Raw genomic sequence first — 15101 nt, forward strand, 5'->3', positions numbered from 1 at the left:
TACGTGTAATTATGATACAAGAGCTTGTAAAGTATGTCAAATTTAATCCTTGTTTCTTGCAAGACTTTATCAGCTCTAGAGACATTCTCTATTTTGGTCCGCTATCCGCTGCCTCTTCTACTTGTTCCAACACATCCGAAAATAACCCGTGAACAAACTGATCTGCTTCAAACTCATAGAGATCATCTAAGCCTTCACCTAAGCCAATTAATTTAACAGGTATATCCAATTCATGACGAATTGCTAAGACAATTCCGCCTTTTGCTGTACCATCTAACTTTGTGAGTACAATACCTGTAACATCTGTAGCTTTTTGAAAGACTTTTGCCTGACTCATTGCATTCTGACCAGTAGTTGCATCTAATACGAGTAATACCTCATGAGGTGCATCCGGTATTTCTTTCGTTAATACTCGCTTGACCTTTTCAAGTTCATTCATTAAGTTAACTTTATTTTGCAACCGACCTGCTGTATCACACAAAAGAATATCTACTTTTCTTGATTTAGCGGATTGAATCGCATCAAACATTACCGCTGCAGGATCTGAACCTGCCTGTTGTTTTATCACATCTACACCTACACGCTCGCCCCATACTTCCAGTTGCTCAATCGCACCTGCTCTAAAAGTATCTCCTGCAGCAAGAAGCACCTTTTTGTTTTCTTGTTTAAACTTATGAGCAAGCTTACCAATACTAGTTGTTTTCCCTACTCCGTTCACTCCGACAAATAATATGACAGTCAGTTCATTTTCTTTGATAAGGAGATGTGATTCTTGATCTGATTTTTGCAGTAACTCCGCAAGTTTTTCAGAAATGACAGGCTGAATATCTTTAGCATCTTGAATGTTTCTTTTTCTAGCTTCATCTTTTAAATCATCTATTAACTCCATAACAGTATGAACACCGACATCTGCAGAGATTAAGATTTCTTCTAACTCTTCAAAGAAATCCTCATCGACGGTACGATAATTTTTTACCAGATCGTTCATTGCTCCAACGAAAGAATTTCTCGTCTTGGACAAACCTTCTTTAAATTTCTCTGTTACAGCATCTGATTGCCCGGTAAATTTTTCTTTCATTTTTTTAAAAAAACTCATTTTTTTCCTCCATTCACGTTCTCTTATTTCGTAGTCATTAATTCTTTTGTTTCCTCTAATTTTACAGAAACCATATTGGAAACTCCTGATTCCTGCATGGTTACACCATATAGCACATCTGCTTCCTCCATTGTTCCCTTACGGTGTGTAACAACGATAAACTGTGTCTGTTCACTAAAATCTTTTAAATAGTGTGCAAATCGGACAACGTTGGCATCATCCAAGGCTGCTTCCACTTCGTCCAGTACACAGAAAGGGACAGGACGGACCTTTAAGATAGAGAATAATAAAGCAATCGCAGTTAATGCTCGTTCTCCACCTGATAACAAAGCAAGATTTTGCAGTTTTTTACCGGGTGGCTGTGCGACAATCTCTACCCCCGTATGAAGAAGGTCTTCTGGGTCTGTTAATTCAAGTGACGCCCTTCCGCCACCAAAGAGCTCCCGGAAAACTTCTTGGAAATGTGACTGTATCTGATCAAAGGTTTCTTTGAAAAGACGGGTCATCTCTTCATCCATTTCCGAAATAACCTGATGAAGGGTAGCCTTCGCTTCCTCTAAATCCGCTTTCTGTTCTGCTAAAAATTCATACCTTTCCTTGACGCGGTCATACTCTTCAATCGCACCTACGTTTACTGAACCTAACTCTTCCATCGCCATCTTAATTAACTTAACTTTTGTTTTCGCTTCCTCTAAAGGTATTTGGAGTGGGAATTTCTCTTTTGCACCGTCATAACTTACTTCATATTCTTCTTGCAGTTTAGTTAGTCTAGTATCCAGCTCCACATCAAGGCGATTTACTTTCACTTCTTTTTCATGAAGTGTCTGTGAAACAAATTTAAGCTGCCTGTTTAACTCTTTCGATTCCCGTTCTTTATCATCATGATTTTGTTGAAGAGCGAGACGATCTTTACGTCTTGTTGTGATCAATCCAATTGTCTTGTCTTTTTCTTCTTTCCGATGATCAATCACTTGATCAAGATCAGACGCATTCACCGCTTGATTAGACAGTTCCTGCTCCAGTTGCATAAAATCTTGATCTTTCGTGAGAATTAATTGTGAGACTTCCTGTAACTCCTGCGAGAAACGATTGAATTCTGCTTGGAAATTTGAAAGCTGCTCTTGTTCTGTAGCAAATTGAATTTTTTGCTCAGTCAGTTTGGAAGATAACTCCTGTTTATTTGATTGATCCTTCTTCTGCTGCTTACCAATCTTTTCAATTTGCTCGTTTAATACTTCAATTTTAAGCTCTGCTTTTTCAATCATTTCAGAGAGATCAGTAATTCGATTCGTTTTCTCTGTCATCTCATCCTTGTAATCATTATATTCTAAATCATAAACTTTCAATCGCTCATTCAAATTACCTTCAGAAAGCTCCAACTCTTTTAACAAGGCTCGCTTATCTTGTTCCGTTGTACGAGCCTGTTCACCTTCTTCAGTCAGCGATCTTTTCTTGTCCTGGATGTTCATTCTTTCTTCTTTAAGAAGGCTCACTTGTTTTTGCAGTTCTGCCGTTTGGCTATCTAGCTTCTGAACTTTTTCTTGTACCCGTTCAAGCTCTTGCTGCCGACCTAATATTTGACTTTGATTTTGCTTGACACTACCGCCTGTCATACCCCCGCCAGGATTCACAACATCTCCATCTAACGTCACAATTCGAAAACGGTAGTTTAATGTTCTCGCAATTTCTTGCGCTCCTTTCATGTCCTTAGCAATCACTACATTTCCTAGAATATGCTGAATAACAGATGTGAATTTTACATCAAAATTGACTAAATCACTGCCAATGCCTATAAAGCCTTGGAGCGATTTTATTCGATTATGGTCATGCGAAGGAACAGATCTAGGCTTTACTACATCTATTGGTAAAAAAGTCGCCCTTCCTAACTTTCTCTCTTTTAGAAATTGGATTGCTTTTCTTCCGGTATTCTCATCGACTACAACAATATGTTGTTGTGATGCCCCTAAAGCAATTTCAATTGCAGTCTGGCGACTGGTCTCTACTTCAATAATTTCAGCTACCGCTCCATGGATACCAGGGAAAGTTCGATCACGTTCCTTCAATATTTCTTTTACACCATGGAAAAAACCTGCATAGTCATTTTGCATTTCTTCAATAACTTCTTTACGAGAGGTTAATTGCTGCAAATGTCTTAGTGCATCATAGAGAAGCTTTTCTTTTTTCTCATATTCTCCATCTTTACTTTCTTCCTCGCGTTTCACATTCTGATAATCCATTAAGAGCTTATCAACATTTTCTTTAGCTTCTGTCCATGAAGATGTAGCCTTTTCTTTTTCCTGTTGGATGTTTTGCCGTCGTTCTACCAACCCTTCATTATCTCTTTCTAAACGTAACCGCTTGTCTTCACTTTTCACAGTTTGCTCTTTTAAAAAACTTTGTTCATTTTTATAGGATGCCTTTTCGTTAAGCCACTCTATGTAGTCCGCTTTTAAGCTTTCCAGTTTTTCTTCTGAACCCTCTTCAAGTTCCTCAAGTTTGCTTTCAAGCTCTTTAACAGCTTTACTCGTAATCGTAACTTTCTCTTTATGCTCTTGCACAAGTAGCTCTTGTTTTTTTAATTGTAGAGATATTTCCTGCTTTTTATCTTTTAAATTTGAGATTTCCAGTGAAAACTGATCTTTATTTTGAGCGAAATTTTTTCTTCGCTCCTTCCAAACTTCTCTTTGCCCTTCTTGTTTTTCGAGATCTTCACTCGCAGTTAGTAAGATGCTTTGAAGATCCTCAATCGAATCGTCCAGTGTCTGCATGTTAGAGCGGTAGCGTTCTAATTTCGCCTCCAGATTCTGAACGGCCACTTGCAGTGTACCCTCCCGCCCCCTTAAATCATCAAGTTCTTTTTTCCCATCTGACCATTCTTCATGGAGAATTTCAATTTCTTTAACTAAAACTCCAACTTCATTGTTCTTTAGTTCCTCTTTCTTCTCTAAATACTCTTTAGCAATCGAAGCTTGCTCTTTCAGTGGCTCAACTTGAGCTTCCAATTCATGTAAAATATCTTTGACTCGATTTAAATTGTCTTGTGTATCAAATAATTTTTTCTCTGATTTTTGTTTGCGGTTTTTGTATTTTAAAACCCCTGCGGCTTCTTCAAAAATCATCCTGCGTTCTTCAGGTTTACTACTAAGGATTTCTTCAACACGACCTTGTCCAATAATGGAAAAGGCTTCTTTTCCCAGGCCGGAATCCATAAATAAATCAACAATATCTTTGAGACGGCATGATTGTCTATTAATTAAATATTCACTATCTCCAGAGCGAAATACTCTTCTTGTAATAGAAACCTCACTATAATCAATGGAAAGATGCTGATCCTCATTATCCAAAACCAGCGTTATTTCAGCCATGTTTAAGGCTGCTCTACTATCACTGCCTGAAAAAATAACATCTTCCATTTTTGCACCACGTAGATTCTTTGCTGATTGTTCCCCTAAAACCCAACGTATAGCATCTGAAATATTACTTTTTCCACTTCCGTTAGGTCCCACAACTGCAGTAACACCTTTTACGAAGTCTATAGATAGACGTTCCGCAAAGGATTTAAATCCTACTAGTTCTAATCTTTTAAGGAACAATGTTATTCACCTCTTTTATTTTTTCTCAGAGGCCTTAAGTTACTGACCCCAACTTATTTATTTTATCACAAAAAACTACTGATATTAATTGATTTTAAAGGTTACTATGGTGTTTTCCTTAGGTCATGTTAAAATAGAGTCAACTGATTATGTTGAAAGGGTGAGATCATTGTCAAATGAGGAAAAAAAGAGAGAAGATCTATCTATAATGATTGAGGATATTAAAAAGCAACTCCATATCGTAAATGGGGCAGCGATTAAGCCTGAGAACTTCTCATTAAAAAAATATGATGATATAGAAGAAATACACACTATGGTTATGAAAAAAACTAATTTTAGTGTCAGTGAATTGGACGCAATCGTGTCTGAACTAGGAACTATGCGAGATAAAGATCCAGAATAAAATAAAAATGCCTAGTATCTTTTATTTACAGCATTAAAACCACTTCTTACCAGGAGTGGTTCTTAATTTTTCTGAAGTTTCATGTAAAGTATAACAGCTATGCTAAACTTTATACGAAGTTACTTAGAAAGGGGTTTTTATATGAGCGAAGAATTTCAGCCAGGACAAACTGTAACAGGGTTATATAAAACCGGAAAATATATTGGTGAATTAATCAGCCAAAATCGAGCAGGAACACACTTCGTAGTAAAAGTTCTTGCAGTAATAAAACACCCTACTCAGGGTGATCTTCATTCTCCTAAAAGTGTCGATGTTCCACTTTTTCACGAACGACGGGCATTAAGTTTTTCAGAAAAGACGAACATACCGCAAACATACTTAAAACCTTTTGACGGCGATATTCCAGAGTATGGAGAATCATTGAAACATGCTCTAGAAGAACAAAAACGCGAGCTCCAAGAACTAGACAACGACTGGGCAAACAAATCCATAGAAACATTAGAAACACTTGAAAAAGATTATTTCAAGTAAAACGTACGCTAAAAATAGAGGTGTCTCAAAAGGTTATGAAAATTTTTGAGGCATCTCATCAGATTTTAATCAGGTTTTGATCAAAAGATTCAATGCCTGTTTTACATTAGACATCGTTCTTAGTGAAGTTACATTCGGACAAGAACTTACTGCTTTTCGAGCTAGACCAGGTCTTAACCCCGTAAATATAAGAGAAATCCCCAGCAATTTCATAATCGCACTAATTTCATAAAGGAAATTAATTACAACTTCATCAATATTATAAATGCCAGAGACGTCTATTATTAAATATTGCAAATCATGGCCTTGAATTTTTTGAGGAATAATATCTATTAGTTGTTGCGTTCTATCTTCATCTATCTCACCAACGATAGGGATAACAGCGATTCCTTCAAAAACTGGAACAATGGGTGTAGCTACTTCACTTATTAATCGTTTTAATTTTTTTTCTGATTCTTTACGTGAAGTGATGTCTCTGATGATTGATTGGATTGCTTGCCGGTCACCAAAATTGACTGGGTGGCAATATAATTCAACATCCACATTAGTTCCATCAAATATGTGAACTGTCGTTTCGATAAGCTCTCCAATTTGATTCTCTTCTGTTGCTCTTCTAATTCTTTCAGTGATCACTTCTTTAAATTCATCCGTAAAAACATCAACAACCTTTGCCCCTATAATAGTCTTTTTTTCTGTCTTGAAAAAATCTGCTCCTGATTGATTTATATAGAGAATTCTATTATCTGAATGAATAATTGTAGTTTCAAATGAGTATTCAACAATTTGGCGGTACATTTCTTCTCTTTCCGAAATTGATAAATGATTATTATCCGACATTTGTTTCACCCTACCTCCCCTCCCTACTTCCTAAATATATATTGAATAGTTTCAATGATACTCCGACTTCTCTAAATGTCTACAGTTATAATTATTCAACGAATATTCTTTGTCCGAAGCAGAAGCATGCCCACGGAAAGCGTCCGCCTAGAGCGGATTCGAGACTCCTTGTTCGATGAAAACAACAATCTCTAGAAAACCGATAATTTTATAAATTCTTATCTTGCAAGAAAAACTGCATTGCAGTCTTTAAAAACCTTTATATCTAATTTGGTGAATTTATTGCTATGTTATCCTCGAAGGTGCTTTCTTAGCTGTTAAAAGGAATGACTAATGAAAAAGGGCTCTAAAAAGGTTAAATGACTTTTTCAGAGTTCCCTTTTTCCTATCACCGTATCAATTAATCCTCGTCTTTCACATCCGGATCCTCCGGAATTGGTTCCTGTTTCCATTCATCTATAAGCTGTTTAACCTTTTCTAATTGATCAAAGTGGTCGTTGAACTGTTCAATATTAATAACAAATTGCTCTCCATCATGAACCGCTCTAATTTTGCCTTCGTGAACAAGATGCAGGATGATTGGCTCAGACATAGATAAATAATCTGCAACTTCCTTTACGGTAAAGTACATGTTGAAATCCACCTTTGTCTTTAAGAAAAACGCGTAGCGTCTTTTATTAATGCAGCGTCAGCTTCCACCGCCATCTTTTAAGTATCAAGGATGGGTTTCCCTTGATACTTGCGGTGTGAAGGTAGCTACCAATTTTATAAATTCTTATCACTTTAAAAAAACTATTATAAGAAAACAGCCTAATTTAAGGTTGTACGATAAACATAGCTTACTTTTTTATAATTCATTTTTCCTTCATAAAAACGGTGTGTATCTTTTCGATCTATCCCAGAGGACAATGCGACCGAATTATATTTATTCTTTCTTGCCCAGTCATGGACAAAAGTTAGAAGTTCTTCACCAAATCCAGACGAGCGCTGTGTTTCATCTGTAACTAAGTCACACACCCATATAAACCTTCCGTAATACAAGGTAATCATAGGCATGAAACCTATTACAGCAACTATTTTTTCATTTTCGTACAAAGCAAACAAACGATATTGCTCTTTTATTTGAGCTTCTAAAATTAATTCTACATATGCTTTTTCAGACAGATGATTCCGAAGTTGGCTCATGATAGGATACGCTGACTCTATTTCTTCCTGTGTCTTCAACTCTTCAATGAGAGACATTTTCCATCCTCACCTTTCTTTTTGAATCTAAATGAATTCCATGTGATCGGAATATATCTTTATGTTGAGTACTTTAATTATTACCATTGATCTTTTATCCAACTATATTTTATTAATCGATATACATTCCACTATATATAAATACCCCTATAAAAAGCCCCTATACGGTAAAAGAATTTACCTTCAGGCTTCTTATCGGGGAATGTGATCTCTAATTTATTTTGTCTCAAGTTTTTCTAGAGCTTTTTGAGCTGCCATTTGCTCTGCTTCTTTTTTCGATTTACCAGTTCCTACTCCTAGCTCCTCTGAAGACAGGGCAACTTGCGATACAAATTCTCTTGCATGAGCAGGACCTTTTTCTTGTACAATACGATATTCAACTTGTCCCTGATTTTCCCGTTGAATAAGTTCCTGCAATTGACTTTTGAAATCCATCATATGTGAAAAAGTACCATTGTGAATTTTAGGATAAACATGATTTTCTAGAAATTGATACACCGCATCCATCCCTAAGTCCAAGTACAGAGCACCTATAAAAGCTTCAAAAACATCAGCTAATAAAGCAGGTCTTTTTCTGCCGCCTGTCATTTCTTCCCCTTTACCTAGTAAAACGTAGTCACCGAACTTTAATTCATCTGCATTAATAGCAAGAGACGGTTCACAGACGATTGCAGCCCTGAGTTTGGTCATTTCACCTTCACTCATATGATCAAAGAGCTTAAATAAATATTGTGATATTGCCAGCTCTAAAACTGCATCTCCAAGAAATTCAAGTCGTTCATTATCATCGTGTGGACGAATCCTATGTTCATTTACATAGGAAGAATGAGTAAAAGCTTGGATAAATAAGTCTTCATTTTTATATTCCACACATAACACCTTAAGAAATTGACGATATTTTTGTTTTTGAGCATTCGTCATTTGCATTTTCTTAGATTGACGCTTCATTCCTCTTCTATGTATCTTCCTTGTTTGTTGCATGCGAACCCCCATCACTGTCTCCCAATGAAATCATTCAAAAACTAGGAAAACGTCTTATGAACATCATTATCATTTCTCCACTTTTACATATGAAATGAAAATTCCATCGCTCAAAGAGTCGTTCCATAAATAAATGTTTTACATATTTTCCTTGTTTTTGAATTACTCATTTGTATTTTAAATCCCAAGTCCTCCATTTTAAAAGAAGACTTGGGTGTAGTATACCTGCCAAAATAGACAATTGTTTATAAGAGAAAAAATCTCAAATTAACCTAATTGTAAAAACCATCGCTTGTAACTAGATAGCGTCAACACAGAGCTAGCGTTGATTAAATCAATATATTATTGATGACGCTCTATGTATTCCATCACGTCACCAACTGTCGCTATTTTTTCAGCGTCCTCATCAGAGATTTCCAAATCAAATTCATCTTCAAGTTCCATCACTAGCTCAACAACATCTAGAGAATCAGCTCCAAGATCATCCTTGAAAGTAGCTTCTTTTTTAACCTCAGACTCGTCAACACCGAGGCGTTCGGAGACGATTTTCGTAATTCTTTCATTAATCGTTGCCATTATTACTTCACCTCCTCTCAGTTATTATAGGATACTGTAAGATAAATTACTAGTTCGTTTTTTGAAAACCAACAGAATACCTATCACTATACCCATTTAGCAATGTTCACATTCAATAAGACTTAGGGCATCACCATGCCGCCATCTACATGAATGGTCTGTCCAGTAATATAAGATGCCGCGTCGCTAGCTAAAAAGGTAACTACTTTTGCAACATCTTCCGGTTTCCCTAATTCTCCAAGAGGAATTTGCTTTAGTAATTCATCTTTCGTCTCATCAGTCAGCTGGTCAGTCATTTCTGTTTGTATAAAACCAGGTGCTATTGAATTAGCTCTGATATTTCTATTTGCAAGCTCACGTGCTAACGATTTAGTTAAACCAATCACACCCGCTTTACTGGCAACATAATTAGCTTGCCCGGCATTCCCTAATACTCCTACCACGGAAGAAATATTAATGATTCTGCCATATCGCTGCTTCATCATTGGACGTGTAACTGCCTTTGCGCAGTTAAATACGCCTTTTAAATTCGTATCAATGACAGCATCAAAGTCTTCTTCTTTCATTCGCATAATAAGTGTGTCACGAGTAATGCCTGCATTGTTTACAAGGATCTCAATCGAACCGAATGTCTCCACTACAGTCTTGATCATCTGCTGCACACTTGCGGAGTCAGCGACATTTGCTTGTAAAGTGATAGATTCTACTCCGAACTCCCTACAAGCTTCTGCAACCGCTTCTGCCTTCTCTTTACTACCTGAATAATTTACGGCCACATGAACACCTTGACTAGCTAATTCCAAGCAAATTGCTTTGCCGATTCCTCTTGATCCTCCTGTGACGAGGGCGTGTTGTCCTTTCATTAAATCGTCACTCTCCTTCCATTTTTAATGTACTAATAGCCTTATTCAAGGTCTCTATGTCAAAAACCGGAAGAACTGTTGCTCTTCTCGAAACTTTTTTTACTAAACCGCTAAGAACTTTTCCGGGGCCAACTTCAATAAATGTATCTACCCCTTCTTCCACCAGTTTATTGATCGTATCTTCCCACAATACTGGGGAATAAATTTGTTGAACCAAGGCATCCTTAATTGCAGTAGCCGAATCCACAGCTTCCGCTGACACGTTGGCAATCACTTTTAACTGAGGTTCTTCGAACGCAATGTTATCAAGGATTACTTTCATTTTATCTGCTGCAGGTTTCATTAAATCAGAGTGGAAAGGACCACTAACTGAAAGAGGCAATGCACGTTTGGCACCCTTTTCTTTCGCTAACTCAATGGCACGTTCCACGCCTTCTACAGAACCGGAAATAACAATTTGACCAGGGCAATTAAAATTAGCCGGTTGCACAGGTCCAGCTTCTTGAGTGGCTTGGGTTGTTACTTCCATTAATATTTCCCGGTCAAGCCCAAGAATAGCTGCCATCGTTCCTTTTCCTTTAGGAACGGCCTCTTCCATGAATTGACCTCGCTTACGAACAGAGACTACTGCATCCTCAAATGTCATTGCACCGCTTGCTACAAGCGCTGAATACTCTCCTAAACTATGTCCTGCAGCAAACTCCCCATGAATATCGTGTTCTTGAAGAACTTTCCAAATAGCAATACTTGTTGTTAACAAAGCTGGCTGTGTATTTTCTGTCTTTTTAAGTTCTTCGTCATCGCCTGTGAAAATTAATGATGTAAAATCTTCAGCTAGGGCTTTGTCAGCTGCTTTAAAAACATCGGCACATACAGAATACTCATTGGCTAACTCTTGTCCCATCCCAACCTTTTGAGAGCCTTGTCCTGGGAATAATAAAGCTATTTTACTCATCCTTCTCCTCCTTGAAGCTTCGAACCTAATTCAAGCTCTGTTTTAATCGTTTCAATCACTTCTTCATCGTGCATTAATTTTGCTTGACGAATGGCACTATAAAAAGCTAATTCACCTGAGGAACCATGCGCTTTTATAATTGGTGCAGCCAACCCGAATAATCCTGCCCCGCCGTACTCCGAATAATCCATTTTTTGTTTTACTCGATTAAATGAAGGTTTTAAAAATCCTGCTGCCAGTTTGTTAGGCACAGAAGAAGTTAATTCTGATTTAAGTATAGAGAATAATGACATGGCAGTACCCTCTATAGTTTTCAACACGAGATTACCTGAAAACCCATCACAAACGACGACGTCCGCAACACCGTTGAGTAAATCTCTTGATTCTACATTTCCGATAAAATTCAACGAACTATCTTTTAGTTTTGTAAATACATGTTTTGTAAGGTCTGTCCCTTTCCCGGGCTCAGATCCAACATTTAAAAGTCCTATCCGAGGTTCTTTAATTCCACGAACCTTCTTCATGTACACATCGCCCATCATTGCATATTGGACAAGATGTGAAGGTTTTGCATCCATATTGGCTCCCACATCCAACAGCAAAAATCCTTCTCCGCCAAGTGTTGGCAGCATCGGAGCTAATGCAGGGCGTTCTATGCCCTTCGTTCTCCCAACTACCAGAAGACCTGCTGTCATTAACGCTCCTGTATTTCCTGCTGAAACTGCTGCATCAGCGCGTCCGTCTTTTACAAGTTGCACCGTTAAAACCAAGGAAGAATTTTTTTTGCGGCGAACTGCTTTTACAGGAGAGTCTTCACCTTCAATTACTTCATTCGTATGTAAGACATCGATTTTATCAGTTTTTTTTAAAAATGGCTTAATTTTAGTTTCATCGCCAATAAGTGTAATATGCAAATCCTTAAATGTTTCCACTGCTTTTACACAGCCTTTAACAATGCTCTCAGGTGCATTGTCTCCACCCATTGCATCTACTGCTAACCTCATGATTAACTCTCCTTCCCTTCATTCGCATCATCCCGGAACATAGAGAACTCACCTTTAAAAACAAGTTCTTGTTCGACATAGCTTTGAACTTCTACGATTGTTCTATTATCTTTTATTTCAAGAACCTTTGCTTTGGCAACAACACGTTCCCCATCATTAACTTGAGACTTAAAAGATACATTCGCTTGAGCGGTTAGTGCTAATTCATCATTGATAATTGCTACAGCTAATGAGTTAGCTTGTGCAAATATATGATGTCCTCTTGCAATTCCTGTACGGGAAAAAACATGTTCTCTTTTTATGTCTAAGATAGAAATAGCGTGGCTGTCCAATTCCAGATCAATCATTTCTCCAATTACTTCTTCAATAGGTAGAGCCTTCACAGTATCATACTGCTGCTTGGCTACATACTTAATTCTTTCTCTAACTTCCGGTATATTCATTTCCAAACGATCTAAACGTACAGTCTGAACACTTACCTCAAATTCCACGGCTAATACGTCATCCGTAATAAATGGATTCTGTTCAATTTTTTCTTTTAATAACGGCTGACGTTTCCTTTTAGATAATTTCATTCTTATCACTTCCACACTCATATGACTAGGTACTAACAGTAGTATATATTTCTATTGGTTTGTTTTCAACCGAAAATATAATCATTAATCAAATTTGTGGTCTTGAAATGCTCCTTGCTTCTCTAAAATGTCTCTCAAATTCATGTAATCTGAACTGTTCCAAAAAGCATTAGAATGAACGAGTTTACTTGCGTCTTGTCTAGCTATCTCCAACACACGGTAATCTTCTATTAAATCTGCCACCTTAAAAATAGGCAGTCCACTTTGTTTTACCCCAAAAAAGTCACCCGGTCCCCGAAGTTCTAAATCACGTTGAGATAATTCAAAACCATCATTCGTTTCAGCCATAATACTCATTCGCTCTTTGCCGACTTCTGTTTTCGGATTTGCTAATAAAATACAATAAGCTTGCTCTTGCCCGCGTCCGACTCTTCCTCTTAGCTGGTGGAGCTGTGACAAACCAAAACGATCAGCATCGTATATCACCATCAATGTTGCATTAGGAACATTTACCCCAACTTCGACAACGGTTGTAGAAACTAAAACTTGAACCCTATTTTGCGCAAATTCATTCATTACGGCATCTTTCTCTTCGTGATGAAGTCTTCCATGCATTAGCCCCACCCTTAATGATGATAATGCTTGAGAGAGTTGTGCATGAACATCTATTGCATTTTGGACATCTAGTTTATCGGATTCTTCTATTAATGGGCAAATAACATACACTTGATGTCCCTTTTTGATTTCCTTTTTCATCAGTTCAATGACTCTCGGCAATACATCTGGTGGTGCCCAATGGGTTTCAATCGGTTTACGTCCTTTTGGCATCTCATCTATCGTGGAGACGTCCATGTCTCCATACGCAGATATCGCAAGCGTTCGTGGGATTGGAGTCGCCGTCATAAATAAAACATCTGGTCGAATACCTTTGTTTCTCAAAACTCGTCGTTGCTCCACACCAAAACGATGTTGTTCATCTGTTATAACAAAACCGAGATTTTGAAAATCGACGCCTTCTTGAATAAGAGCATGAGTTCCAACAATAATATCTACGGTCCCATCTCGTAAAGCTGCTAGTGTTTCCCTTCGCTCTTTCACTCGTGCAGATCCAGAAAGAAAAGCTATCGTAACATCCATTCCTTCAAACAGTTCGCGAAGAGATGTTGCATGCTGCTCAGCAAGAATTTCCGTCGGAACCATGAGTGCTCCTTGATTACCGGCCAAAACATTTGCGTACAATGCAATAGCTGCAATAATTGTTTTCCCCGAACCAACATCCCCTTGCAATAATCTGTTCATTCGATAGGCAGACTGAAGATCGTGACAAATCTCCTGTAAAACTCGCTGCTGTGCACCCGTTAAATCGAAAGGAAGTCGATCAATAAACGTATTGACTTCTGTTTGATCAAATACCTTTTCTTGCCCTTCAGCACCTTCTCGTTCCCGCTTCCGGAATATTTGCATTTTTAATTGAAATAATAAAAGTTCCTCATAGATCATCCGCCGTTTCGCTTGGCGAAAAGCTTCCATGTCTAACGGAAAGTGCAAATGATAAACTGCTGTTTTTCGATCAACTAAACGATAGGCATTCTTCAACTGTAACGGCAGTACTTCTGTAATTTGTTCCCCATATTGAGTAAAGGCTTTTTCAATATATTTTCGAAGCATATGTACTTTTAAATCACCTTTTACTGAATATACTGGTTCTAACCCTGCTTCTCGATCACCTGATTGAGATTTAATTGTTCCGCCTGTCATTGCTAATCTGTTTCGATCAAGTTTTCCTGAGAAAATCAGATGCTCTCCTAATTGAATTTGTTTTTTTAGAAATGGTTGATTGAAGAAAATCGCTTGAACGAGGAGGCCATCTACGAGAATGCGAACAGACAATCGAGACTTTTTCTTCCCAAAAAATCGTAAATCTGGTTCACTATGAACTTTCCCTTGCAAGGTTGCTTTCTCGTTATGCTGTACCTCTTGTATCGGACGAATTGCATTATCTTCATATCTAAAAGGAAAGTGTTCCAGTAGATCCTGGATCGTCACAATCTTCATTTCATTTAGCTGCTCCATAGCCTTAGGTCCAACGCCATGTAGTTCTGAAATCGAATCATTCATCTAAATCACACCTTATTTTGAGCGCAAACCAAAATTTGCTCTTTTTATTATAGAATTGGACGCTGTTAACTATGAAAATCTGTCAGGTAATCACTTTTTAGTAATAACTCTACCCGAACAAACTTTCTCCTTATTGTATTCTAACAAACTCAACAACAAACGGCTATAATCAAAAGTTATTCTCTTTTCCTTAGGATTTTCGTAAAACAACAATTTTTAAGAAAATCACATAGAGGTTTTTGTATTTAATTTGTAGCTTGATTATCATGGAAGGTTGTTTGGAAAAATTACCGCTCCCTTTCCGTGGATGATCCGCGAGCCTCCTCG

General features: G+C 37.6%; 14 protein-coding genes. 2 read left to right on the forward strand and 12 right to left on the reverse strand.

The window, feature by feature from the left end; translation table 11 throughout:
- Positions 1–88: 88 nt before the first annotated feature.
- Positions 89–1096, reverse strand: coding sequence for a signal recognition particle-docking protein FtsY (ftsY, locus tag CEF18_RS10310; protein ID WP_110936392.1), 1008 nt, complete (start codon positions 1094–1096; stop codon positions 89–91).
- 23 nt (positions 1097–1119) lie between these two features.
- A complete protein-coding gene (gene smc, locus CEF18_RS10315) occupies positions 1120–4689 on the reverse strand; it encodes a chromosome segregation protein SMC (RefSeq protein WP_110936393.1) in 3570 nt (1189 codons plus the stop codon).
- A gap of 169 nt (positions 4690–4858) precedes the next feature.
- Here smc and CEF18_RS10320 point away from each other — a divergent pair, with 169 nt between their 5' ends.
- Positions 4859–5092, forward strand: a complete 234-nt coding sequence (locus tag CEF18_RS10320) for a DUF1128 domain-containing protein (RefSeq protein ID WP_110936394.1) — start codon at positions 4859–4861, stop codon at positions 5090–5092.
- 141 nt (positions 5093–5233) lie between these two features.
- Positions 5234–5623: a kinase-associated lipoprotein KapB gene (locus tag CEF18_RS10325; protein ID WP_110936395.1), complete on the forward strand. Its 390-nt coding sequence runs from the start codon at positions 5234–5236 to the stop codon at positions 5621–5623.
- A gap of 69 nt (positions 5624–5692) precedes the next feature.
- Here CEF18_RS10325 and CEF18_RS10330 read toward each other — a convergent pair whose 3' ends face one another.
- The 10 genes from CEF18_RS10330 to recG all read right to left on the reverse strand — a co-directional run bounded on the left by CEF18_RS10330 (position 5693) and on the right by recG (position 14774).
- Entirely contained in the window at positions 5693–6460 is a 768-nt protein-coding gene (locus CEF18_RS10330; protein ID WP_183040940.1) for a PAS domain S-box protein, read from the reverse strand.
- Between the two features lie 400 nt (positions 6461–6860).
- Positions 6861–7091, reverse strand: coding sequence for an excisionase family DNA-binding protein (locus CEF18_RS10335; RefSeq protein WP_110936397.1), 231 nt, complete (start codon positions 7089–7091; stop codon positions 6861–6863).
- A gap of 179 nt (positions 7092–7270) precedes the next feature.
- Entirely contained in the window at positions 7271–7702 is a 432-nt protein-coding gene (locus CEF18_RS10340) for a GNAT family N-acetyltransferase (RefSeq protein WP_110936398.1), read from the reverse strand.
- A 216-nt stretch (positions 7703–7918) separates the two neighbouring features.
- Positions 7919–8683 (reverse strand): ribonuclease III, encoded by a 765-nt coding sequence (gene rnc, locus CEF18_RS10345; protein ID WP_310793557.1) that lies wholly within the window; start codon positions 8681–8683, stop codon positions 7919–7921.
- Between the two features lie 342 nt (positions 8684–9025).
- Entirely contained in the window at positions 9026–9259 is a 234-nt protein-coding gene (gene acpP / locus CEF18_RS10350; RefSeq protein ID WP_110936399.1) for an acyl carrier protein, read from the reverse strand.
- 122 nt (positions 9260–9381) lie between these two features.
- Positions 9382–10122, reverse strand: coding sequence for a 3-oxoacyl-[acyl-carrier-protein] reductase (fabG, locus tag CEF18_RS10355; protein WP_110936400.1), 741 nt, complete (start codon positions 10120–10122; stop codon positions 9382–9384).
- 7 nt (positions 10123–10129) lie between these two features.
- Positions 10130–11077 (reverse strand): ACP S-malonyltransferase, encoded by a 948-nt coding sequence (gene fabD, locus CEF18_RS10360; protein WP_110936401.1) that lies wholly within the window; start codon positions 11075–11077, stop codon positions 10130–10132.
- Entirely contained in the window at positions 11074–12081 is a 1008-nt protein-coding gene (gene plsX / locus CEF18_RS10365; RefSeq protein WP_110936402.1) for a phosphate acyltransferase PlsX, read from the reverse strand. The genes fabD and plsX overlap by 4 nt, the downstream gene beginning before the upstream one ends.
- Before the next feature lie 2 nt (positions 12082–12083).
- On the reverse strand, positions 12084–12656 hold the full coding sequence (gene fapR, locus CEF18_RS10370) for a transcription factor FapR (RefSeq protein ID WP_110936403.1): 573 nt from the start codon (positions 12654–12656) through the stop codon (positions 12084–12086).
- A gap of 84 nt (positions 12657–12740) precedes the next feature.
- Entirely contained in the window at positions 12741–14774 is a 2034-nt protein-coding gene (gene recG / locus CEF18_RS10375; protein WP_110936404.1) for an ATP-dependent DNA helicase RecG, read from the reverse strand.
- Between the last annotated feature and the right edge of the window lie 327 nt (positions 14775–15101).

Source organism: Salipaludibacillus neizhouensis, from assembly GCF_002886185.1.
Classification (GTDB): domain Bacteria; phylum Bacillota; class Bacilli; order Bacillales; family Salisediminibacteriaceae; genus Salipaludibacillus; species Salipaludibacillus neizhouensis.